Source organism: Pseudomonas sp. GM60 (genome assembly GCF_000282415.1).
Taxonomy (GTDB): Bacteria; Pseudomonadota; Gammaproteobacteria; order Pseudomonadales; family Pseudomonadaceae; genus Aquipseudomonas; species Aquipseudomonas migulae.
In genome coordinates this window covers 92312-113352 of record NZ_AKJI01000049.1, presented here as the reverse complement: position 1 = coordinate 113352, position 21041 = coordinate 92312, and the positions used below count along the sequence as shown (strand labels likewise).

At 58.8% G+C, this 21041-nt stretch carries 20 protein-coding genes; 10 read left to right on the top strand and 10 right to left on the bottom strand.

Annotated features, from left to right (window positions below):
- Positions 1-46: 46 nt before the first annotated feature.
- Together trmA and PMI32_RS15845 are read right to left on the bottom strand one after the other, a co-directional pair.
- Entirely contained in the window at positions 47-1126 is a 1080-nt protein-coding gene (gene trmA, locus PMI32_RS15840; RefSeq protein WP_008028912.1) for a tRNA (uridine(54)-C5)-methyltransferase TrmA, read from the bottom strand.
- Complete coding sequence (locus tag PMI32_RS15845) at positions 1123-2418, bottom strand: NCS2 family permease (protein WP_008028910.1); 1296 nt, start codon at positions 2416-2418, stop codon at positions 1123-1125. The genes trmA and PMI32_RS15845 overlap by 4 nt, the downstream gene beginning before the upstream one ends.
- Positions 2419-2640: 222 nt before the next feature.
- Here PMI32_RS15845 and PMI32_RS15850 point away from each other — a divergent pair, with 222 nt between their 5' ends.
- Complete coding sequence (locus tag PMI32_RS15850) at positions 2641-3087, top strand: DUF4879 domain-containing protein (protein ID WP_008028908.1); 447 nt, start codon at positions 2641-2643, stop codon at positions 3085-3087.
- 66 nt (positions 3088-3153) lie between these two features.
- The gene (locus PMI32_RS15855) at positions 3154-3705 is read left to right on the top strand and encodes a DJ-1 family glyoxalase III (RefSeq protein WP_008028906.1); all 552 of its coding nucleotides are present in this window, start codon (positions 3154-3156) and stop codon (positions 3703-3705) included.
- A gap of 6 nt (positions 3706-3711) precedes the next feature.
- Here PMI32_RS15855 and PMI32_RS15860 read toward each other — a convergent pair whose 3' ends face one another.
- Positions 3712-4950, bottom strand: coding sequence for an MFS transporter (locus tag PMI32_RS15860; protein WP_008028904.1), 1239 nt, complete (start codon positions 4948-4950; stop codon positions 3712-3714).
- 482 nt (positions 4951-5432) lie between these two features.
- On the opposite strand from PMI32_RS15860, the gene PMI32_RS15865 reads away from it, so the two are divergent.
- The 3 genes from PMI32_RS15865 (at position 5433) to PMI32_RS29745 (ending at position 8129) form a co-directional block, all read left to right on the top strand.
- Entirely contained in the window at positions 5433-6875 is a 1443-nt protein-coding gene (locus PMI32_RS15865; RefSeq protein WP_008028902.1) for a cytochrome ubiquinol oxidase subunit I, read from the top strand.
- A gap of 3 nt (positions 6876-6878) precedes the next feature.
- Positions 6879-7886: a cytochrome d ubiquinol oxidase subunit II gene (cydB, locus tag PMI32_RS15870; RefSeq protein WP_008028900.1), complete on the top strand. Its 1008-nt coding sequence runs from the start codon at positions 6879-6881 to the stop codon at positions 7884-7886.
- 75 nt (positions 7887-7961) lie between these two features.
- Positions 7962-8129, top strand: coding sequence for a DUF2474 domain-containing protein (locus tag PMI32_RS29745; RefSeq protein WP_008028899.1), 168 nt, complete (start codon positions 7962-7964; stop codon positions 8127-8129).
- A gap of 78 nt (positions 8130-8207) precedes the next feature.
- Here PMI32_RS29745 and PMI32_RS15875 read toward each other — a convergent pair whose 3' ends face one another.
- The gene (locus PMI32_RS15875) at positions 8208-9332 is read right to left on the bottom strand and encodes a methyltransferase (RefSeq protein WP_008028897.1); all 1125 of its coding nucleotides are present in this window, start codon (positions 9330-9332) and stop codon (positions 8208-8210) included.
- A 150-nt stretch (positions 9333-9482) separates the two neighbouring features.
- The gene (locus PMI32_RS15880; RefSeq protein WP_008028896.1) at positions 9483-10214 is read right to left on the bottom strand and encodes a helix-turn-helix transcriptional regulator; all 732 of its coding nucleotides are present in this window, start codon (positions 10212-10214) and stop codon (positions 9483-9485) included.
- A 339-nt stretch (positions 10215-10553) separates the two neighbouring features.
- Between PMI32_RS15880 and PMI32_RS15885 the strand changes: the two genes are divergently transcribed.
- Complete coding sequence (locus PMI32_RS15885) at positions 10554-11330, top strand: ferredoxin--NADP reductase (protein WP_008028894.1); 777 nt, start codon at positions 10554-10556, stop codon at positions 11328-11330.
- Between the two features lie 44 nt (positions 11331-11374).
- Here the strand turns inward: PMI32_RS15885 and mscL are convergent, their stop codons facing one another.
- Positions 11375-11788: a large-conductance mechanosensitive channel protein MscL gene (gene mscL / locus PMI32_RS15890; RefSeq protein ID WP_008028892.1), complete on the bottom strand. Its 414-nt coding sequence runs from the start codon at positions 11786-11788 to the stop codon at positions 11375-11377.
- A gap of 638 nt (positions 11789-12426) precedes the next feature.
- Between mscL and radA the strand changes: the two genes are divergently transcribed.
- Positions 12427-13794 (top strand): DNA repair protein RadA, encoded by a 1368-nt coding sequence (radA, locus tag PMI32_RS15895; RefSeq protein WP_008028888.1) that lies wholly within the window; start codon positions 12427-12429, stop codon positions 13792-13794.
- A 95-nt stretch (positions 13795-13889) separates the two neighbouring features.
- On the opposite strand, the gene PMI32_RS15900 is transcribed toward radA, so the two are convergent.
- Positions 13890-14258 (bottom strand): PilZ domain-containing protein, encoded by a 369-nt coding sequence (locus tag PMI32_RS15900; RefSeq protein WP_008028886.1) that lies wholly within the window; start codon positions 14256-14258, stop codon positions 13890-13892.
- Between the two features lie 158 nt (positions 14259-14416).
- Here PMI32_RS15900 and PMI32_RS15905 point away from each other — a divergent pair, with 158 nt between their 5' ends.
- The 3 genes from PMI32_RS15905 to yjiA all read left to right on the top strand — a co-directional run bounded on the left by PMI32_RS15905 (position 14417) and on the right by yjiA (position 17829).
- On the top strand, positions 14417-16483 hold the full coding sequence (locus PMI32_RS15905) for a carbon starvation CstA family protein (protein WP_008028884.1): 2067 nt from the start codon (positions 14417-14419) through the stop codon (positions 16481-16483).
- 14 nt (positions 16484-16497) lie between these two features.
- Complete coding sequence (locus PMI32_RS15910) at positions 16498-16695, top strand: YbdD/YjiX family protein (RefSeq protein ID WP_007895266.1); 198 nt, start codon at positions 16498-16500, stop codon at positions 16693-16695.
- A gap of 162 nt (positions 16696-16857) precedes the next feature.
- Positions 16858-17829: a GTPase gene (gene yjiA / locus PMI32_RS15915; RefSeq protein WP_008028882.1), complete on the top strand. Its 972-nt coding sequence runs from the start codon at positions 16858-16860 to the stop codon at positions 17827-17829.
- A 95-nt stretch (positions 17830-17924) separates the two neighbouring features.
- On the opposite strand, the gene PMI32_RS15920 is transcribed toward yjiA, so the two are convergent.
- Genes PMI32_RS15920 through PMI32_RS15930 form a run of 3 tightly spaced genes read right to left on the bottom strand, consistent with a single transcriptional unit; the run spans position 17925 to position 20710 of the window.
- A complete protein-coding gene (locus PMI32_RS15920) occupies positions 17925-18614 on the bottom strand; it encodes a GntR family transcriptional regulator (RefSeq protein WP_008028880.1) in 690 nt (229 codons plus the stop codon).
- Between the two features lie 25 nt (positions 18615-18639).
- Positions 18640-19344: a FadR/GntR family transcriptional regulator gene (locus PMI32_RS15925; RefSeq protein WP_008028878.1), complete on the bottom strand. Its 705-nt coding sequence runs from the start codon at positions 19342-19344 to the stop codon at positions 18640-18642.
- Between the two features lie 52 nt (positions 19345-19396).
- Complete coding sequence (locus tag PMI32_RS15930) at positions 19397-20710, bottom strand: C4-dicarboxylate transporter DctA (protein WP_008028877.1); 1314 nt, start codon at positions 20708-20710, stop codon at positions 19397-19399.
- Positions 20711-21041 lie beyond the last annotated feature (331 nt).

Genomic DNA, 21041 nt, shown 5'->3' with positions numbered 1-21041 from the left:
AAAAAAGCCGTCGAAATGACGGCTGTTTTGTATCGCTCAGCAGCAATCAACGACGGGTCAACAACACCCCGGATTCCATGTGGTGAGTCCACGGGAACTGGTCGAACATTGCGCATTGGGTAATGCGGTGAGTGTCGTGCAACTGGGCGATGTTGGCCGCGAGGGTTTCCGGGTTGCAGGAGATGTACAGGATATTGTCGAAGCGTCGGGTCAACTCGCAGGTGTCCGGGTCCATGCCGGCGCGAGGCGGGTCGACGAAGACGCTGCCGAACTCGTAGCTTTTGAGGTCGATGCCATGCAGGCGACGGAACGGACGCACTTCGTTCAGGGCTTCGGTCAGCTCTTCGGCGGACAGGCGCACCAGCGTGACGTTATCCACCGCATTTTCGCTGAGGTTGCTCAGTGCCGCGTTGACTGAGGTCTTGCTGATCTCGGTGGCCAGCACTTTGCGTACGCGGGTCGCGAGCGGCAGCGTGAAGTTGCCGTTGCCGCAATACAGTTCCAGCAAATCGTCCGGGCGGTCGCCGAGTGCGTCGTAAGCCCAGTTCAACATCTTCTGGTTCACGGTGCCGTTGGGTTGGGTGAACGCGCCTTCCGGCTGGCGGTAGCTGAACGTGCGGCCACCGACTTCCAGTTTTTCGACCACGTAATCGTGGCCGATCACTTCGCGTTTGCCTTTCGAGCGACCGATCACGCTGACGTTCAAGTCGGCTGCCAGCTTCGATGCCGCCGCGTGCCAGTGTTCATCCAGCGGGCGGTGATAGCACAGGGTAATCATCGCATCGCCGGCCAGGGTGGTCAGGAACTCCACCTGGAACAGCTTGTGGCTCAGGGCCGCACTGGCTTTCCACGCGGCCTTGAGCTGCGGCATCAGTTGATTGATGCGCAGGCTGGCAATCGGGAACTCTTCAATCAGGATCGGCGTGCGTTTGTCTTCCTGGGAAAACATCGCGTAGTGACGCTCGCCGGCTTCACGCCACAGGCGGAATTCGGCACGCAGGCGGAAGTTCTTCAGCGGCGAATCGAACACTGCCGGCTCCGGTGCATCAAACGGGGCCAGCAGGTCGCGCAGGCGCGAGACCTTTTCTTCGAGCTGAACGGTGTAAGCCTGGGAATCAAAAGTCATGCGTTGAACCAACCCAACTTGATCACAAACAGAATCGACAGAATCACCAGCGCCGGGTTCAGCTCACGGCCGCGACCGGACAGCAGCTTGATGGCGGTCCAGGAAATGAAACCGAAGGCGATGCCGTTGGCGATGGAGTAAGTGAATGGCATGGCCAGGGCAGTGACCACGACCGGTGCGGCAACGGTGATGTCGTCCCAGTCTATTTCGGCCAGGCCGGAAGTCATCAGGACAGCGACGAACAGCAGTGCCGGCGCTGTGGCAAATGCCGGAACACTGGCGGCCAGTGGCGAGAAGAACAGCGCCAGCAGGAACAGGATCGCCACCACAATGGCCGTCAGACCGGTGCGGCCGCCGGCGCTCACGCCCGCTGCGGATTCGATGTAGCTGGTGGTGGTCGACGTACCCAGCAACGAACCGGCCATGGCCGCGGTGCTGTCCGCGATCAGGGCACGGCCCATTTTCGGCATGTGGCCGTCCTTGCCCATTAGGCCGGCGCGCTTGGCGACGCCGATCAGGGTGCCGGAGTTGTCGAACAGGTCGACGAACAGGAAGGCGAAGATCACGCTGACCAGACCGATGTCCAGTGCACCCTTGATGTCCAGTTGCAGGAAGGTCGGCGCCAGCGATGGCGGCATCGACATCACGCCGCCGAACGGGGTGAAACCGAGGGCAATCGACGCAATGGTCACGACCAGAATCCCGATCAGCACCGCACCGCGCACGGCGAGGGCTTCAAGGGCAACGATCAGGGCAAAACCCAGGGTGGCGAGGATCGGTGCCGGTTGTTTCAGGTCACCGAGGCCGACCATGGTCGCCGGATTACTGACCACGATGCCGGCGTTGTGCAGGGCGATCAGCGCCAGGAACAGGCCGATACCGGCAGCAATCGCCGAACGCAGCGGCAGCGGGATGCTGTTGATGATCCATTCCCGGATGCGGAAGATCGACAGCAGGAAGAAGCACACTGCCGAGATGAATACCGCGCCCAGCGCCACTTGCCAGGTGTGGCCCATGTGCAGGACCACGGTGTAGGTAAAGAAGGCGTTGAGGCCCATGCCCGGTGCGAGGGCGATCGGGTAGTTGGCGATCAGGCCCATGGTCGTGGAGCCGATGGCGGCTGCCAGACAGGTGGCGACAAACACCGCACCTTTGTCCATGCCGGTCTCGCCGAGGATGCTCGGGTTGACGAACAGAATGTAGGCCATGGCCAGGAAGGTCGTGACGCCCGCAAGAATCTCGGTCCGCACGTTGGTGTTGTGTGCCTTGAGTTGAAACAGCCTTTCCAGCATGTCTGCTCCCCGTGGCGCGCCCGGCGCCGTGAATGTATCGACCTCAACAGCAAAGCACAGACCGCTGCAGGCGCCTGGTAATTTTCTGTGGGTCGGAAAAAGCCGCGCATCATACCAGCCGCGTGGGGTTGTGGCTGCTTATGGTGGTGATCGTCGTCGATGTTTTGCGTTAAAGCCAAGTGCGCCATACTGCGCGCTGGTTTTGGGGGACATGGGGATTGCATGAAAAAGCGTCTGGTTAACGTATTTGGAGTATTGATTGCCTTGATGCTGGGGGCGCAAACCGCTTCGGCTGCCTCGGCGGCACCGTTGAGCCAGGTCAAGGTGCTCAAGGTCGAGTCGCCGGCCTGTGGGTTTGAGGACATTGGCGAGGGGCAGGAGGCAACACGCTGCGATCACAGCGGGCCGAACATCAAGATCTACGTGCTGGAAGTCGGCTATGGCCGCAAGGCGCAAGTCGGGCTGGACGGTTTCGATGTGGACGGCACCCGGACCCCGATCTGTGCCTTTGATAACGGCAACCTGACCGATTGCACCGTCGGCAGAAAAACCGTGGGCTATTTGTATGTCTTCGATCTGGCCGGCAAACAAGAAGGCACGTTCACCTTCAGCAACACGTCTATCAATGCGCCGGGCAACACGCTCTCGACGCAGCTTTACATCAAGTAACGGCCGGCTCGAACAAGGGTCAGGAAAGCTGACTACGCTTTAAAGATCATTCTGTGGATTGCGCCCATGACCTTTAGAGCCCTGATTACCCTCGCCGAGGGCATCGATGATCTGCAAACCGTGACGCTGATCGATGTGCTGCGCCGCGCCAAGGTTGAAGTGGTGGTGGCCAGCATCGAGGGCCGGCGCATGCTCACCTGTGCCCGCGGCACCCGCGTGACGGCCGATGCAATGCTGGTGGATTTGCTGGCCCAGCCGTTCGACCTGGTCGCGCTACCTGGCGGTGCCGTCGGCGCGCAACATCTGGCCGGCCATCAACCTTTGCAGCAATTGATCAAGGATCAGGCGGCAGCCGGCCGTCTGTTCGCCGGCATCGCCGAAGCCCCGGCCCTGGCACTTCAGGCCTTTGGCGTCCTGCGTCAACGGCGGATGACGTGCCTGCCGACGGCCAGCCATCAACTGTCGGGTTGCAACTTCGTCGATCAACCGGTGGTGGTCGACGGCAATTGCGTGACCGCTCAAGGTTCAGGCGGCGCACTGGAGTTTGCCCTGACACTGGTGGAACAACTTTGCGGCAAGGCCATGCGTGCAACGGTGGCGGGGGAGTTGGTGGTTTAACGAGTGTCAGGCCGTCGTTTCTTCCACTGGCACATGCATGCGATCCCGCTTGGCCAGGGTCGGAAACAGTTTGATCCAGACCCCGGTCACCACCAGCGTGCCGATGCCGCCCATGACCACCGCAGGCACGGTGCCGAACCAATGGGCGGTGAGACCGGATTCGAACTCGCCCAGCTGGTTCGAAGCGCCGATGAACAGGCCGTTGACGGCGCTGACCCGGCCACGCATTTCATCCGGGGTTTCCAGTTGCACGAAGGACGCGCGGATCACCATGCTGATCATGTCTGCTGCGCCCAACACGACCAGCACCGCCAGCGAGAACCAGAATGAAGTGGACAGGCCGAACGCAATGGTCGCGACGCCGAATACACCGACGGCGGTAAACATCACCCGACCGACCTTGCGATCCACGGAGAACCGCGCCAGCCATAGCGACATCAGCAACGCGCCCACTGCCGGAGCCGAACGCAACAAGCCCAGGCCCCATGGCCCGGTCAGCAGAATGTCCTTGGCAAACACCGGCAGCAAGGCCGTCGCGCCGCCGAGCAGCACGGCAAACAGATCCAGAGAAATCGCCCCGAGAATATCCGGTCGGCTGCGAATGAAGCGGATACCCGCCAGCAGCGAATCCAGGGTGGCCTTGCCTTTGTTCAACGGCGTTTGCCGCGCGGGCAGGTTGAGCATCAGCAGGCAGGCAATCACGTAGAGAATCACGGTCGGGCCATAGACCCAGACGCTGCCAAAGGCATACAGCAAGCCGCCGAGGGCCGGCGCGACGATGGTCGCCGATTGTTGGGCGGACTGTGCAGCGGCAACGGCGCGAGGGAACAGCGCGGAGGGAACGATACTTGGCAGCAGCGCCTGGGTGGTCGGCATCTCGAAAGAACGCGCGGCGCCGAGCAGAAACGCGAGGATGAAGATCATTTCCCGCGTGACATGGCCGGTGGCACCGCCAATCGCCAGGGTCAAGGCAATCAAGGCTTGCAGCGACTGACAGATCGCCGCGACTTTACGCCGGTCATAGCGGTCGGCGACATGCCCGGTGTGCAACATGAACAGCACGCGCGGGGCAAATTCCACCAGACCGACCAAGCCCAGATCCAGCACGTTGCCGGTCAGTTGATAGAGGTTCCAGCCGATGGCCACGGTGAGCATCTGAAAGCCGCTGGCGGTAAATACCCGAGCCAGCCAGAACGCGATGAAAGGGCGGTGATGACGTAACAGCAAAGGCGCTTGGCTGGGCATCGGAGGCAGATCTTGAGCGAGGGGAGGCCCGAGATTATCACCAACCTGTAACCAGAAGTTGCAGAGGCGGGAAATTTAGTTAGCTAGACACCGATCCCGAAAACCCTGAAATCCCCCTGTAGGAGTGAGCCTGCTCGCGATGGCGTCGGTACATCCAACATTAAAGGTGACAGACAGACCGCTTTCGCGAGCAGGCTCGCTCCCACAGGAATGTGTTGCCAGCTATGACTGTGGCTATGAGGCAACCTGTCACGCGGCAAAAGACCACACCGTCCATCGCCAAAAACCGGACTACTCTTTTACCCATGCTTGATCCAGATCAAGGCCTTTGTGGAATTGATCTGGTGGCCAGATGGCCAGACTCCCTACGTGTGATGTTTGTAAAAAGAAGAACGAATTCAAATTCGCCACACTCCTATTCGTGGGGGCCGTGGGTGTAGGCCGCAAGCCTTCAGCCGGTATTACCTGACAGAGGAAGACTTATGTTCGGTTTGGAGGCGCTTGATCTCGCCCGAATTCAGTTCGCGTTCACCATCTCGTTCCACATCCTGTTCCCGGCCATCACCATTGGTCTGGCGAGTTACCTGGCGGTACTCGAAGGCCTGTGGCTGAAAACCAATAACGACACCTACCGCGATCTGTACCACTTCTGGTCGAAGATCTTTGCCGTCAACTTCGGCATGGGCGTGGTCTCCGGGCTGGTCATGGCCTATCAGTTCGGCACCAACTGGAGCCGTTTTTCGGACTTCGCCGGTTCCGTCACCGGGCCGTTGCTGACGTACGAAGTACTGACCGCGTTTTTCCTTGAAGCCGGTTTCCTTGGGGTCATGCTGTTCGGGTGGAACAAGGTCGGGCGCAATCTGCACTTCTTCGCCACGGTCATGGTCGCCATCGGCACGCTGATCTCGACCTTCTGGATTCTTGCGTCCAACAGCTGGATGCAGACCCCGCAGGGCTTCGAAATCGTCAACGGCCAGGTCATTCCAACCGACTGGCTGGCGGTGATCTTCAACCCGTCGTTCCCGTACCGCCTGATGCACATGGCGACGGCCGCGTTTGTCGCGACCGCATTCTTCGTCGGTTCCTCGGCGGCCTGGCATTTGCTGCGCGGCAAGGACAACCCGGCGATTCGCACCATGCTCTCGATGGCCATGTGGATGGCCTTGATCGTCGCGCCGATTCAGGCGGTCATCGGTGACTTCCACGGTCTCAATACGTTGAAGCATCAACCGGCGAAAATCGCCGCGATCGAAGGCCACTGGGAAAACCACGGCGATGAACCGACCCCGCTGATCCTGTTCGGCTGGCCGGACATGAAAGAAGAGAGGACCAAGTTCGCCGTCGAGATTCCGTATCTGGGCAGCCTGATCCTCACGCACTCTCTGGACAAACAGGTGCCGGCGCTCAAGGAGTTCCCGCCGGAAGACCGGCCGAATTCGACCATCGTGTTCTGGTCGTTCCGGATCATGGTCGGCTTGGGCATGCTGATGATCTTTACCGGTCTGTGGAGCCTGTGGCTGCGCAAAAGCGACAAGCTGTATAGCTCGCGACCGTTCCTGTACCTGGCATTGTGGATGGGGCCGTCCGGCTTGATCGCGATCCTCGCCGGTTGGTTTACCACTGAAATCGGTCGTCAGCCTTGGGTCGTCTACGGCCTGATGCGCACGGCGGACGCGTCCTCCAATCACAGCTTCATGCAGATGAGCATCACGCTGATCCTGTTCGTTGTGGTCTATTTCGCGCTGTTCGGTGCCGGTCTGGGCTACATGATGCGCCTGGTGCGCAAAGGGCCGAAGATCGACGAGGGCAAGGAAACCAACGACGGTGGTCCCGGCCAGAAACGCACACCGGCGCGTCCCCTGTCTGCGGCTGACGATGATGGCGCCGAAAACGACCACAGCCCCAGCCTGACCAAGGAGATTTGAGTCATGGGTATTGATCTTCCGCTGATCTGGGCCGTGATCATCATCTTCGGCATCATGATGTACGTGGTCATGGACGGCTTCGACCTGGGGATCGGGATTCTCTTCCCGTTCATCCCGGGCAAGACCGACCGTGACGTGATGATGAACACCGTCGCACCGGTCTGGGACGGCAATGAAACCTGGTTGGTGCTGGGCGGTGCGGCGCTGTTCGGCGCCTTCCCGCTGGCGTATTCGGTGGTGCTCTCGGCGCTGTACCTGCCGCTGATTTTCATGCTGATCGGGCTGATCTTTCGCGGCGTGGCGTTCGAGTTCCGCTTCAAGGCCAAGGACGACAAGCGCCACCTCTGGGACAAGGCGTTCATTGGTGGCTCCATCGCCGCGACCTTCTTCCAGGGTGTCGCATTGGGTGCGTTCATCGATGGGCTGCCGGTCGTCAACCGTCAGTTCGCCGGCGGATCACTGGACTGGCTGACACCGTTCACGATGTTCTGCGGCGTGGCGTTGGTGGTGGCTTATGCGCTGCTCGGTTGCACTTGGCTGATCATGAAAACCGAAGGCAAGTTGCAGGAGCAGATGCACAACCTGGCGCGGCCGCTGGCGTTCGTGGTGCTGGCGGTAATTGGTATCGTCAGCATCTGGACGCCGCTGGCTCACGCGGAAATCGCCGCACGCTGGTTCACGTTGCCGAATCTGTTCTGGTTCCTGCCGGTGCCGATTCTGGTGTTGGTGACCATGTACGGCTTGATCCGCGCTGTGGCTCGCAATGCTCACTACACGCCGTTCCTGCTGACGCTGGTGCTGATTTTCCTCGGCTACAGCGGTCTGGGCATCAGCCTGTGGCCGAACATCGTGCCGCCGTCGATCTCGATCTGGGACGCCGCCGCACCGCCGCAAAGCCAGGGCTTCATGCTGGTTGGCACCTTGTTCATCATCCCGTTCATCCTGGGTTACACCTTCTGGAGCTACTACGTGTTCCGCGGCAAGGTCACCCATGAAGATGGTTACCACTAATCCTGTAGGAGCAAGCTTGCTCGCGATGGCGTCATCACTGACGCCATCAACCTTGAAGAGGAGGGTTGGAACGCCATGACTGGTAAACACACTTTGGAAGAAATTCAGGCGGCAGAGAAAAAGCCGCTCTGGCAGCGGCTCGGCTGGCTGGCGATGATCTGGGCCGGCAGCGTGGTAGCGCTGTTCATCGTTGCGAGCCTGATGCGCATGTTCATGAATGCCGCAGGCCTGTCGACCCACTGAGTTCGCAAAATCCCATCCCGATGCCTTGCGGCACGGATTTACAACCCTCCTGCGCTGGAGGTTTTTTTTTGCCCGGGATTATTTTCGGGCTTTGAGGATCACGAACTTCGGCGTGGCGGCCACTTGTTCGACGCCACGGAACAACCGCGCCAGTTTGCTGTGATAACCCAGATGACGGTTGCCGACGATGTACAGCGCGCCGCCGACCACCAGCGCTTCGCGCGCTTGCTGGAACATCCGCCAGGCGAGGAAGTCGCCCACGACTTGTTGCTGGTGAAACGGGGGGTTGCACAGCACCACGTCCAGTGACTGCGGTTCCTGTCCGGCCAGACCATCCCCGGCACGCACGATCACGTCCCGGTCACCCAGCGCCGCGCGCCAGTTTTCGGCGGCCGATTGCACGGCCATGAAGGACTCGTCCACCAGCGTGTAGTGTGCCTGCGGGTTTTGCAGAGCGCTGGCAATGGCCAACACGCCGTTACCGCAGCCCAGATCCGCGACCCGTGCCGCGCCGAGGTTTGTCGGCAAGTGCGGCAAAAAGGCTCGGGTACCGATATCCAGCCCTTCGCGGCAGAACACATTGGCGTGGTTGAGCAGTTCAATCGCCGGCGCATCGAGCCGATAGCGAGTCGGGTAGGGCGACGTCGCGGGTGCTTTCGCTTCAGCGGTGGCCATCAACAGCCGAGCCTTTTTCACCGCCAGCGAGGCTTGAACCGGACCGATGTAGCGCTCCAGCAAATCCCCGGCGGCGCGTGGCAGATGCTTGATCATGGCGCCGGCAATCACTTGGGCGCCGGGCGCCAATTGGCTTTGCAGACGGATCAGTTGTTCCTCCAGCAAGGCCAGGGTTTTCGGCACGCGGATCAGGACCCGATCAAACGGGCCACTAAACGCTTCGCTGGCAGGCACGCGAGGCACGGCATCAAATGCCTGAGCGTTACGGATCAGATTTTTTTCCAGGCCCTGAAAGGCCAGGAACGAGTCGCCGCTGCTGGTCACCTGAACCTTGCCCGCGAGGCTGGCAGCCAATGCGCCAAAGCTGTCATTGAGCACCAACACTCGAGTGTTCGCGCCCGGTTGTTGGTCGGCCAAGTGATTGAGCAGGTATTCGTCGGCGGCATCAAACGCTTGCAGCGGTTCGTTCTGCTGTTCTGGCTGGCGGATCAGGTCGAGGCGGGCGAAGGGTGTTTCGAGCAAAGGCATGGGGCGGGGCTCTGGGTAAATCAACGGGTATCCCGCGGCCCAGGGGCGTTGTAGCGGGCGAGACTGTCCGAGTGCACTGCGTCGTGAAGCTTCACACGTCAACACTCAGGAGGAATCGCAAATGGTACGTTACTCGCAGGTTTTAATCGATCAACGTGTCAAGGTGCTTTTGAGGTAGCCGGCCTTGATCGCGGCGATGATCGCGGCAATCTTGTTGCTGACCCCGAGTTTACAAATCACGCTTTGAATGTGGAAATGGATGGTCCGTGCGCTCAGATTGAGAATTCGTGCGCTTTCTTCAGCTGTTTTACCGGCTGCCGCCAGTTCCAATACGTCGATTTCCCTTGGAGTTAACTGCGGAGCAGGCTGTTTCAGCATTTTCCTGGGCAGCGATTGTGCGATCAACGCATGAAGATGACGGCACATGAATACCGAGAAACCGAGATTTTCATACAGCTCCAGGACCGTGATCGGACAATGGCTCCTGGCCAGGCTCAGAATGCTGCACAGGCCGCTATCTTCGTCATGCAGCGATTGTGACCAGCCGTGCTGCAAACCTTGTGCTTCAAGGGCCTCCCACAGTAAAGGAGCCTTGGAAAAAAGATTTTCGCTCCACAGGATTGGCAGCATAGAGTGATTGCAATGAGCTACTAACGGATCAATCGAGCTTAAATTTTTTTGTTCATACTCCTTGTTCCAACTGGTTGGGTAATTGTTGTGTTGGATAGTATTGAATTGGTTGTTTTTTGTTTGATAAGTAGTTGAAAAAGCGAAAAATTTAAACCCGATATTTTTCGCGAATTCAAGTGCGATCGGGTACGCGGCATCCATATGCTTCGTGCTCGATAGTTGGTTGAGTTGTGACTCCTTCCACCGCTCCATCATGTATCTCCAATTTGAATCTACTGGGGTGCTGTTTGGATCCGAGATCAAGCACGAGCCGAGTGTAGGATGAATCCTACATTCAGGTGAGACTTTTTCGCTTTACCAGGCGTTAAAAAATAAATATCAAGATCTAATAGGGTGTTTAAACATATGACCGATTTTGAATGTCGAGTTTAATTTCATAGATAGTTATTTTTAACTGAATGGTACGTATAGAAATAAAATACTATTTGTAATGTTCAGCTCGACAACCGCATTAAAGGCACTACAAATCGTCGGTGTTTGTTTCCCATGCTTTGCGGGACACTGGACGCAATCTGTTGAATGGAGCGCCCCATGACTGCCAGTGCAGAAAAATTCACGCGCCAGACCCTGCTCGACGTCAAGCCGTTGACCCCGAGCCTGTTCACCCTGCGCACGACGCGGGATCCGGGTTTTCGTTTTCGTGCAGGGCAATTCGCCCGGCTGGGCGTGACCAAGGCTGACGGCAGCGTTGTGTGGCGTGCCTATTCCATGGTCTCTTCGCCTTACGACGAGTTCCTCGAATTCTTTTCCATCGTGGTGCCGGGGGGCGAGTTCACCAGTGAGCTGAGCCGGCTGGGCGTCGGCGATACGCTCCTGGTCGACCGCCAGGCCTTTGGTTACCTGACGCTTGACCGCTTCATCGATGGGCGGGATCTCTGGTTGTTATCCACAGGCACGGGCGTGGCGCCGTTTCTGTCGATCCTGCAGGACTTCGAGGTCTGGGAGAAATTCGAGCGAATCATCCTGGTCTACAGCGTGCGCGAAGCCCGGGAGCTGGCGTATCAGGAGCTGATCGCGGAGTTGGTGCAGCGTGACTATCTGGCCGAGTACGCGCACAAGTTTCAGTACATTGCCACCGTCACCCGCGAGCAGCATCCAGGCGCCTTGAATGGCCGGATCACCACCTTGATAGAGAGTAGCGAACTGGAGCAGGCGGCAGGCGTGGCACTGACGGCCGAGCATGCGCGGGTCATGCTGTGTGGTAACCCGCAGATGATCGATGACACGCGAAAACTGCTGAAACAGCGTGACATGCACTTGAGCCTCAGCCGACGTCCCGGGCACGTTGCGGTGGAAAATTACTGGTAAAAAAACGGCGCCACGAAGGCGCCGTTTTTACCTGCATCCGATCATTAAGGCCGATTGTTCTGAGCCTTCAACAGATCGCGAATCTCACCCAACAGCTCTTCTTCCTTGGTCGGAACCGGCGGCAGGGTGGGCGCAACGGCCTCTTCGCGCTTCAAGCGATTGATGGCTTTGACGCCCATGAAAATCGCGAACGCGACGATGATGAAGTCGATCATGCTCTGGATGAATTTGCCGTACGCCAGCACCACTGCGGGGGCGTCGCCGCTGGCGGCCTTGAGCGTAATGGCGAGATCACTGAAATCCACCCCACCGATCAGCAGGCCGATTGGCGGCATGACCACGTCGCCGACAAACGACGAAACGATCTTGCCGAAGGCGGCACCGATGATGATACCGACGGCCATGTCGACCACGTTGCCTTTTACCGCGAAGGCCTTGAACTCATTTAGCACGCCCATAGGTTATTTCCTTGTTACAGATGAGGTTGGTAATGCAGTGTAAATCAGCCAAATGGTTCTTGCCCGAAACAACTGCTTACAGCGCTTGCCTGCTATCGACCGGGGCAACGGTAAAAAGTTTTCAAAATGCCATCGCTGATGCGCAGGTCTGCGTGTTCCAGGCTTGCTTTCGCTATCCATCTGAGGTGGCGTTGTTCGTCATTCAGCGATGGAGGTGGTGGTTGTCATTAAAGGTGTGTGCGTCTCAGGAGTGACTTATTGAGAGTAGTGGGAGTGTGCGCAATAAGTTTTACAGTGCTGCATTTCAGGTGTCAGTTCTTGGTTAAAAAGTAGTGGCCGGAAAAAACACAGGGTGCACGATGTCATAAAGCCATTTATTTGATTCTCTGTATTAAATTATTTATTTTTGGATGATGTTGTACATTAAATTTTTAGAGTGCTATGGCGTGTATAGCTTTGTGGGGGCTTATTTTAAGTTTGACAGTGTTATTTGAGTGGTGCGTTGTACAAGTTATTCCAGTTGCAACACTGTAGGTGTCTCGAGAACCGAATAAGTTGCAGCGAATCTCCATTGAGTAACTCCGTCGCACTGATCCAGCCCAGCTGAGCTATCATCGCGGTTTTTGCCGGGAGTTCAGATGGCCAAGGCCAAGCGCATGTACGGCTGCACCGAGTGCGGCTCAACCTTCCCCAAGTGGGCCGGCCAGTGCGGCGAGTGCGGGGCCTGGAACACCTTGACCGAAACCATGGTCGAGAGCGGCGGTGCCGCAGCTCCCAGCGGTCGCACCGGCTGGACAGGCCAGCAGGCGCAGATCAAGACCCTGGCCGAAGTCAGTGTTGAAGAAATACCACGTTTTTCCACCGCCTCCAGTGAGCTCGATCGCGTCTTGGGTGGCGGACTGGTGGATGGTTCGGTGGTGCTGATCGGCGGTGATCCGGGCATCGGCAAATCAACCATCCTCTTGCAAACCTTGTGCAACCTCGCCAAGAGCATGCCAGCGCTGTATGTCACGGGCGAAGAGTCCCAGCAGCAAGTGGCCATGCGCGCTCGACGCCTGGGATTACCGCAGGATCAACTGCGGGTCATGACCGAAACCTGCATCGAAACCATTATCGCCACCGCCCGGGTCGAAAAGCCCAAGGTCATGGTGATCGACTCGATTCAGACGATTTTCACCGAGCAGCTGCAATCGGCACCGGGCGGCGTGTCCCAGGTGCGGGAGAGCGCAGCCTTGCTGGTGCGTTATGCCAAACAGAGTGGCACAGCCATTTTCCTGGTTGGCCACGTGACGAAAGAAGGTGCGCTGGCCGGTCCGCGCGTGCTGGAGCACATGGTCGATACCGTGCTGTATTTCGAGGGCGAATCCGACGGTCGCTTGCGCTTGCTGCGGGCGGTGAAGAACCGTTTTGGCGCGGTCAACGAACTGGGCGTGTTCGGCATGACCGACAAGGGTTTGAAAGAAGTCTCCAACCCTTCGGCGATTTTTCTCACTCGTGCACAGGAAGAAGTCCCGGGCAGTGTGGTCATGGCAACGTGGGAAGGCACCCGACCGATGCTGGTGGAAGTTCAGGCGTTGGTGGATGACAGCCATCTGGCCAACCCGCGTCGGGTCACGTTGGGGCTGGATCAGAACCGACTGGCGATGTTGCTGGCAGTTTTGCATCGACACGGCGGTATTCCGACCCACGACCAGGACGTGTTCCTCAACGTGGTGGGCGGCGTGAAGGTATTGGAAACCGCTTCCGACCTGGCGCTGATGGCGGCGGTCATGTCCAGCTTGCGCAACCGGCCATTGCCCCATGACCTGCTGGTGTTCGGCGAAGTCGGTTTGTCTGGCGAAGTGCGTCCGGTGCCGAGTGGGCAGGAACGCTTGAAGGAGGCCGCCAAGCACGGCTTCAAACGGGCCATCGTGCCCAAGGGCAATGCGCCGAAGGAGTCTCCACCGGGATTGCAGATTATTGCCGTGACCCGCCTCGAACAGGCCCTCGACGCATTGTTCGAGTAACCCCAATCCTTGTAGGAGCCAGCTTGCTGGCGAAGGGGCCTTGAGTTGTTCTTGAGGCCGCCTTCGCCAGCAAGCTGGCTCCTACAAAGGGAGGTTCACACCTCTATAAGTGCGCCCAACTCGCGCTCCAGCTCCTGCGGATCCCCCAGATTGAGCTCGATCAATCGGCGCAGGCGTTCTATGGATTCCAGGCTGATGTATCGGCAAACGAATCCCAAATGGCGAGGATCATCGTGCATCAGTTGCACATCCATCTTGATGTCAACGTCGTTGCTGAGATGAATGTCGACGGAAAAGATCTTTTCCGGGTCGCCCAGCCATGGCTCGGGCCGCTCGATCAGTATTCCCTTGAGCGACAGGTCGATAAGCTTCGCTGGCCAGATGAATTCCCCTTGGCACAGCTCGGTTTTGGCATCGAACGCGATACGTTTGAAGCGGCGGCGATTGGCAGGGTGTTCGCTCATGGCTTATTCCTCTTAATGTCCGCTGACTATAGACCCGCATTGTCAAAGCCTGCCAGCTGACACAGGCGTCTAGACCAATGTCGGGTATGGCCTTTGCCGTCAGGAGAGCTAAACTCGGGGTGGCTGTCTTTCTTGTCCACCCTGGCTGGAATAAAAAAATGAAAAATAATAATAGCCCGCTACGCCACCTACCCTGGCTGCTGCTGGCAATCGTAGGAGCGTGCGCCCTTGGCGTAGTGGCATTGCGCCGAGGCGAGGCAATCAACGCCTTGTGGATTGTGGTCGCTGCCGTGGCCATTTATCTGGTTGCGTACCGTTACTACAGTCTGTTCATCGCTAACAACGTGATGCAACTCGATTCGCGACGGGCCACCCCCGCCGTGCTCAACAATGATGGTCTGGACTACGTCCCTACCAACAAACACATTCTCTTCGGTCACCACTTCGCGGCCATCGCTGGCGCAGGTCCGCTGGTCGGTCCGGTGTTGGCGGCGCAGATGGGCTACTTGCCCGGCACACTGTGGCTGATCGCCGGTGTGGTGCTGGCCGGTGCGGTTCAGGACTTCATGGTCCTGTTCATGTCCACCCGCCGCAACGGTCGCTCCCTGGGCGACATGGTCCGCGAAGAAATGGGCCGCATCCCCGGCACCATCGCGCTGTTCGGCTGCTTCCTGATCATGATCATCATCCTCGCGGTGCTGGCGCTGATCGTGGTCAAAGCCCTGGCCGAGAGCCCGTGGGGCATTTTTACGGTGATGGCGACCATCCCGATCGCGATGTTCATGGGCATCTACATGCGCTACATCCGCCCGGGCCGCATCGGTGAGATCTCCATCGTCGGCGTGCTGTTGCTGCTCGGTTCGATCTGGCTCGGCGGGCAGATTGCCGCGGACCCGGTCTGGGCCAAGGCCTTCACCTTCACTGGCGTGCAGATCACCTGGATGCTGGTCGGTTACGGTTTCGTGGCCGCCTCGTTGCCGGTGTGGCTGATTCTGGCGCCGCGTGACTACCTGTCGACGTTCCTGAAAATCGGCACCATCATCGCGCTGGCGATCGGCATCCTGGTCACCATGCCCGAGCTGAAAATGCCAGCGCTGACCCAGTTCATCGATGGCACCGGCCCAGTATGGAAGGGCGGTCTGTTCCCGTTCCTGTTCATCACCATTGCTTGTGGCGCTGTCTCGGGTTTCCACGCGCTGATCTCTTCCGGCACCACGCCAAAACTGCTGGATAACGAGGTCAACGCCCGTTACATCGGTTACGGCGGTATGTTGATGGAATCGTTCGTGGCCATCATGGCGATGGTTGCCGCTTCGGTGATCGAGCCTGGCGTGTATTTCGCCATGAACAGCCCGGCGGCCGTCGTCGGTGGTGACGTGGTCGCGGTTGCACAAACTGTCAGCAGCTGGGGCTTTGCAATTACCCCGGAAGCGCTGCAAACGGTGGCCAAGGACATCGGTGAAACCACCATCCTGGCCCGCGCCGGCGGTGCGCCGACCCTGGCGGTCGGTATCGCGCAGATCCTGCACAGTGTCCTGCCGGGTGAAAACACCATGGCGTTCTGGTACCACTTTGCGATCCTGTTCGAAGCGTTGTTCATCCTGACAGCGGTAGACGCCGGCACCCGTGCCGGTCGCTTCATGTTGCAGGATTTGCTCGGCTCGTTCGTGCCGGCGCTGAAACGCACCGAGTCGTGGACCGCCAACCTGATCGCCACGGCTGGTTGTGTGGCGATGTGGGGCTGGTTGCTGTATCAGGGCGTGATCGATCCGTTGGGTGGCATCAACACCTTGTGGCCGCTGTTCGGTATCTCCAACCAGATGCTGGCCGGTATCGCGCTGATGCTCGGCACCGTCGTGCTGATCAAAATGAAACGCCAACGCTACGTCTGGGTGACCATGCTGCCTGCGGTCTGGCTGTTGATCTGCACCACCACCGCCGGCTTCATCAAGCTGTTCGATGCCAACCCGGCGATCGGCTTCCTATCGCTGGCTAAAAAGTACAGCGATGCGCTGGCCAACGGTCAGATCCTCGCCCCGGCCAAGGACATCACTCAGATGCAACACGTGATTTTCAACGCCTACACCAACGCAACGCTGACCGCGCTGTTCCTGTTCGTGGTGTTCAGTATCCTGTTCTATGCACTCAAGGTCGGCATTGCCGCCTGGGGTAAAAAAGAGCGTACGGATAAAGAATCGCCATTCCAGGCCTTGCCGGACGCGTAATCGAGGATTGCAGCATGTTCAATGACCTGAGTCGCCTCGGTAAATACCTCGGTCAGGCCGCGCGCCTGATGGTCGGCATGCCCGACTACGACAACTACGTCGAGCATATGCAGACCAAACACCCGGACAAACCGGTGATGAGCTACGAAATGTTCTTTCGGGAACGTCAGGAAGCCCGTTACGGTGGCAAGGGTGGGCCGAAGTGCTGTTGACCCGGTTGTCGGGTTAACAGCAATCCCTGTGGGAGCTAGCCTGCTGGCGATGGCGGCTGAACATTCAACATCACTGTTGATTGACAGTCCGCCATCGCTAGCAGGCTAGCTCCCACATTTGTTTTATGTTGTTTTCTAATTTTGTAAAGCAGGAGACTCCAGTTGTCCTCTCCCATCCCCGTCACGATCCTCAGCGGCTTCCTCGGCGCCGGCAAGACCACGCTGTTGCGCCACCTGCTCAAAGCCGAGCACGGCCTGAAAATCGCCGTGATCGAAAACGAATTCAGTGACGCCGGCATCGACACCCAACTGTTGGGCGACGAGCCGGTGCAAGTGATGACGCTGTCCAACGGCTGCGTCTGCTGCACCATCCACACCGACCTGACCAAGGCGCTCTATCTGTTGCTTGAACGGCTGGACAGCGGCGAAATCGCCTTCGACCGCCTGGTGATCGAGTGCACCGGCCTGGCTGATCCGGCACCGGTGGCGCAAACCTTCTTCATCGACGAAGAACTGCGTGAGCGTTACATCCTCGACGGCATCATCACGTTGGTCGATGCCGCGCACGCCGACGTACACCTGACACAAACCATCGCCCAGGCGCAGATTGGTTTCGCCGACCGCTTGCTGGTGAGCAAACGCGATCTGGTGGACGAGCCGACTTTCACTGCGTTGAGCGAGCGCCTGACCCGTATCAACCGTCGCGCGCCGATTCGCGTGGTCGACCACGGCCAGATCGATCTGGCCGAACTGCTCGATGTGCGCGGCTTCAACCTCAATGCCGACCTGGGTGGCGGCGTGAGTTTGCGCCCGGTCAGCAAAGCGCCTTCCATCGACCGCATTTCCAGCCTGGTGCTGCGCACCGACAAGCCGCTGGATATCGACAAGCTCAGCGAGTTCATGAACGAACTGCTGGAAGAGCATGGCAAACAGCTGCTGCGCTACAAAGGGGTGCTGAACATCCTTGGCGAGCCGCGGCGCATGGTGTTTCAGGGGGTGCTGAAGTTGTACGGCTTCGATTGGGATACGGAATGGGCAGAGGGCGAGGCGCGGGAAAGCGTGATTGTGTTTATTGCCGATGAATTGCCGGAGGAGAAGATTCGCGAGGGGTTTGCGCGGGTGGCGGCAGATTGAATCATTTCGTTCGTCAGTGATAACGCCTTCGCGGGCAAGCCTCGCTCCTACAGTCGGTGATATCCGTAGGAGCGAGGCTTGCCCGCGAAAGCGATCTAACCAGCAACACGATCCTGACCAAGCCCAAGTCCTGAGTTCAACAATATTTCCTCAAGATCATCCAGGTGCCCGCTCAGCAGCGAGACCGCCTTCGCCACATCCCCACGCGCCACCGCATCCAGAATCGCGGAATGCACCCGCCAATCGCAATAACCCTCCACTGATACATCAAACTGCGCAATCGCCAGTGAAGTCAGTGGCACCAGGCTGCCCAGAAAATGCGCCAACGGTGCATTCCCCGCCATTTCGGCCAGCTGCAGATGAAACGCCCCCGCCAACCTGATCGCCGAGCCATGCGCGGCACATTGGCGCTCGCGATCAATCAACCCACGCAGACACTTCAAGCCTTGTGCACGGGGCTGCTGGCACGCCAGCCGCACCACCGTGGTTTCGGTCAGCCGTCGCGCATGCAGCGTCTGCCGGACTTGCTCATGATCGAGCGCCGCGACTCGGGGACGATGGTGAGTGCGCAACACGATGATCTGCTGATGGGACAACTGCGTCAGCACCCCACGCATGTCACTGCGGCGAACGCCGAACATCTGCGCCAGGCTTTCTTCGGTAAAGCGACTGGCTGCATCGATGCGCTGTTCAAGAATGGCGTCGAAGACTCGCGAGTAGAGATCATCCGTCGGCGCGGGAAAGGGCAGGGCAACAAGAGTTTGCGCTGAAGCGAAGCTGTTCATGGCCTGTCTCCGGTTCCAAGAGGGTTCAACTGCCGAGGTTGTCGTCCGGGATATTCAATTCGATGCCCATCCGCTGGCCTTCGCGAAGAATGTGCCGACGCATTTCGGCACTCGCCAGGGCGCTGTTTTTGCTGCGGATCGCGCGCACCACGGCTTCGTTTTCTTCGAGGCGTTCGGCCAGATGCTCGGGTGAGTTGCGCAGCACCTCGGCGCTTTGCTTGAGGGCGTTGCTGGTCTGCTGTACCACGCTCTGGAAAATCGGGTTCGAGGTCAGCGTGAACAGCTCTTCGTGGAACGCGATGTAGGCGTTGACCCCGGCTTCGCTGTCGTTCGCCTCCAGAGCTTCGCGCATGTCCATCAGGGTCAGGCGCAGTTGCCCGACTTCCTTGCTGCTGATCGACTGCGCCACCAGGCCGACGATAAACGGCTCAAGGGTGTAGCGCAGTTGCAGCACGTCTTCCAGGCTCGCGCCGGCCACTGCACTGTCGTGGCTTTGGCTGTCAGCCAGATGGGCATCGAGCACCACTACGCCTTTGCCCGGCATCGAGCGCACCAGGCCGAGGGTTTCCAGGACGATGACCGCCTCGCGCAGGCTCGGGCGGCTGATGCCCAGTTGTTCGGCCAGTTCACGTTGCCCCGGCAGCATCTCGCCGGAGCGCCATTGCCCACGTGCCAGCGCGGCACGAAGTTTTTCCACTACTGAATTTACGACGGTTGACGAGGTAATCACTGTTCGCTCCAAGTCGCGATAATGTGCCCGCCCAAAGGCAGGCACACGTTGTTTAAAATTCCTGCTGGTGCGCGGGTGCGACCGGTTTTCGAGGCTGGAAGGTATAACCCACCTGACCGGAAAGCACCTTGTTTGCGCGTTGGATATCGATGTCTTTTTCCCATCGGGCGATGGCCACGGTGGCGACGCAGTTGCCGATCAGGTTGGTCAGCGCACGGCCGATACCCATGAACCAGTCCACCGCCAATACCAGCACCAGACCGACCACCGGAATCGCCGGGATGGCCGTCAGTGTCGCCGCCAGAATCACCAGCGCCGAGCCGGGAATCCCGTGAGCTCCTTTGGAGGTGATCAACGACACCAGCAAAATGGTCAGCAAATCGGACATGGCCAGCGGCGTGCCCGTGGCATTGGCGATGAACACGATGGCCAATGTCAGGTAGATCGAAAAGCCGTCGAGGTTGAACGAGTAGCCGGTGGGAATCACCAGCCCGACCGTTGAACTGCCGATGCCCAGATGTTCGAGCTTGCGCATGATTTGCGGCAGCACGGCGTCGGACGATGCGGTGCCCATGACGATCATCAGTTCTTCGCGCAGGTATTTGAGCAACGGCCACATGCGCAGGCCGGACAGGCGCATCACCAGGCCGAGAATCAGCGCCACGAACGCGACACACGTCAGGTAGAAAAGACCGACCAGACTGCCCAGGTGTTGCAGCGAGTCCAGGCCATATTTGCTGGTGGTGAAGGCAATCGCGCCGAACACGCCGATCGGCGCCAGGCGCACGATCATGCCCATGATGCGGAAGATCACATGGCTCAGCTCATTGATCAGCCGGGAAATGCCCGACGCGGCTTCGCCCACCAGGTTCAGTGCGCTGCCGAACAGCACTGAAAACAGCAGGACCTGCAGGATGTTGTTGTCGGCGAAGGCGCCGATCACCGAGGTTGGAATCAGGTCCATCAGGAACTGCGTAGTGGTGTGCATGTGCTGGCCGCGCTGGGCGATGTCGCCCATGTCGGCGGCAGACAGCTGCTCCAGATGAATGTTCGCGCCGCTGCCGATGCCGGTGCTGAAGGCGAACACCAGGCCAATCACCAGGGCGATGGTGGTCAGCACTTCGAAGTAGATCACCGATTTGAGGCCGATGCGCCCGACCTTCTTCAGGTCGCCGGCACCGCTGATGCCGCTGACCACCACGCAGAACACGATCAGGCCGATGAGCATCTTGATCAGTTTGATGAAGCCGTCGCCGAGGGGTTTGAGCTGGGCGGAGTATTCAGGAAGGGTCAGCCCGCAGATGATGCCGAGCACCAGTCCGAGAACCACTTGAAGGAAGATTGAACGCGAGCACCATCTGAGCATGGGAGGAATCCTGGTCGGTGTCCTGGCTGCCGACGCATAAGCGCATCAGATTCAGGACTTAATTATTGTGGTCTTACCGGTATGTCCAGTGCAGGCGCAGTCTACGCTGGATTTTTTTACGATGACAAGTGAAAACCTGAAAATTGGCATGACCGGTCTGACCAGTGGTGTAGGCGGTCAACGTCAGATCCTTTCGGGAGCCAGCTTGTCTGCGATAGCGGCGCAGGGACAGCTCATACATGGCCATCTAGTTGTAAGTGAATGTTTTATTTTAATGTTCGTAAACTAAGGTTGAATCAGTTTAGTTTGTTGTGATGAGGGAAGAATTGCT

Bases quoted from the DNA above. Each gene is read 5' to 3' on its own strand.
- trmA (WP_008028912.1), bottom strand. From the start codon at position 1,126: ATGACTTTTGATTCCCAGGCTTACACCGTTCAGCTCGAAGAAAAGGTC.
- PMI32_RS15845 (WP_008028910.1), bottom strand. From the start codon at position 2,418: ATGCTGGAAAGGCTGTTTCAACTCAAGGCACACAACACCAACGTGCGG.
- PMI32_RS15850 (WP_008028908.1), top strand. From the start codon at position 2,641: ATGAAAAAGCGTCTGGTTAACGTATTTGGAGTATTGATTGCCTTGATG.
- PMI32_RS15855 (WP_008028906.1), top strand. From the start codon at position 3,154: ATGACCTTTAGAGCCCTGATTACCCTCGCCGAGGGCATCGATGATCTG.
- PMI32_RS15860 (WP_008028904.1), bottom strand. From the start codon at position 4,950: ATGCCCAGCCAAGCGCCTTTGCTGTTACGTCATCACCGCCCTTTCATC.
- PMI32_RS15865 (WP_008028902.1), top strand. From the start codon at position 5,433: ATGTTCGGTTTGGAGGCGCTTGATCTCGCCCGAATTCAGTTCGCGTTC.
- cydB (WP_008028900.1), top strand. From the start codon at position 6,879: ATGGGTATTGATCTTCCGCTGATCTGGGCCGTGATCATCATCTTCGGC.
- PMI32_RS29745 (WP_008028899.1), top strand. From the start codon at position 7,962: ATGACTGGTAAACACACTTTGGAAGAAATTCAGGCGGCAGAGAAAAAG.
- PMI32_RS15875 (WP_008028897.1), bottom strand. From the start codon at position 9,332: ATGCCTTTGCTCGAAACACCCTTCGCCCGCCTCGACCTGATCCGCCAG.
- PMI32_RS15880 (WP_008028896.1), bottom strand. From the start codon at position 10,214: ATGGAGCGGTGGAAGGAGTCACAACTCAACCAACTATCGAGCACGAAG.
- PMI32_RS15885 (WP_008028894.1), top strand. From the start codon at position 10,554: ATGACTGCCAGTGCAGAAAAATTCACGCGCCAGACCCTGCTCGACGTC.
- mscL (WP_008028892.1), bottom strand. From the start codon at position 11,788: ATGGGCGTGCTAAATGAGTTCAAGGCCTTCGCGGTAAAAGGCAACGTG.
- radA (WP_008028888.1), top strand. From the start codon at position 12,427: ATGGCCAAGGCCAAGCGCATGTACGGCTGCACCGAGTGCGGCTCAACC.
- PMI32_RS15900 (WP_008028886.1), bottom strand. From the start codon at position 14,258: ATGAGCGAACACCCTGCCAATCGCCGCCGCTTCAAACGTATCGCGTTC.
- PMI32_RS15905 (WP_008028884.1), top strand. From the start codon at position 14,417: ATGAAAAATAATAATAGCCCGCTACGCCACCTACCCTGGCTGCTGCTG.
- PMI32_RS15910 (WP_007895266.1), top strand. From the start codon at position 16,498: ATGTTCAATGACCTGAGTCGCCTCGGTAAATACCTCGGTCAGGCCGCG.
- PMI32_RS15920 (WP_008028880.1), bottom strand. From the start codon at position 18,614: ATGAACAGCTTCGCTTCAGCGCAAACTCTTGTTGCCCTGCCCTTTCCC.
- PMI32_RS15930 (WP_008028877.1), bottom strand. From the start codon at position 20,710: ATGCTCAGATGGTGCTCGCGTTCAATCTTCCTTCAAGTGGTTCTCGGA.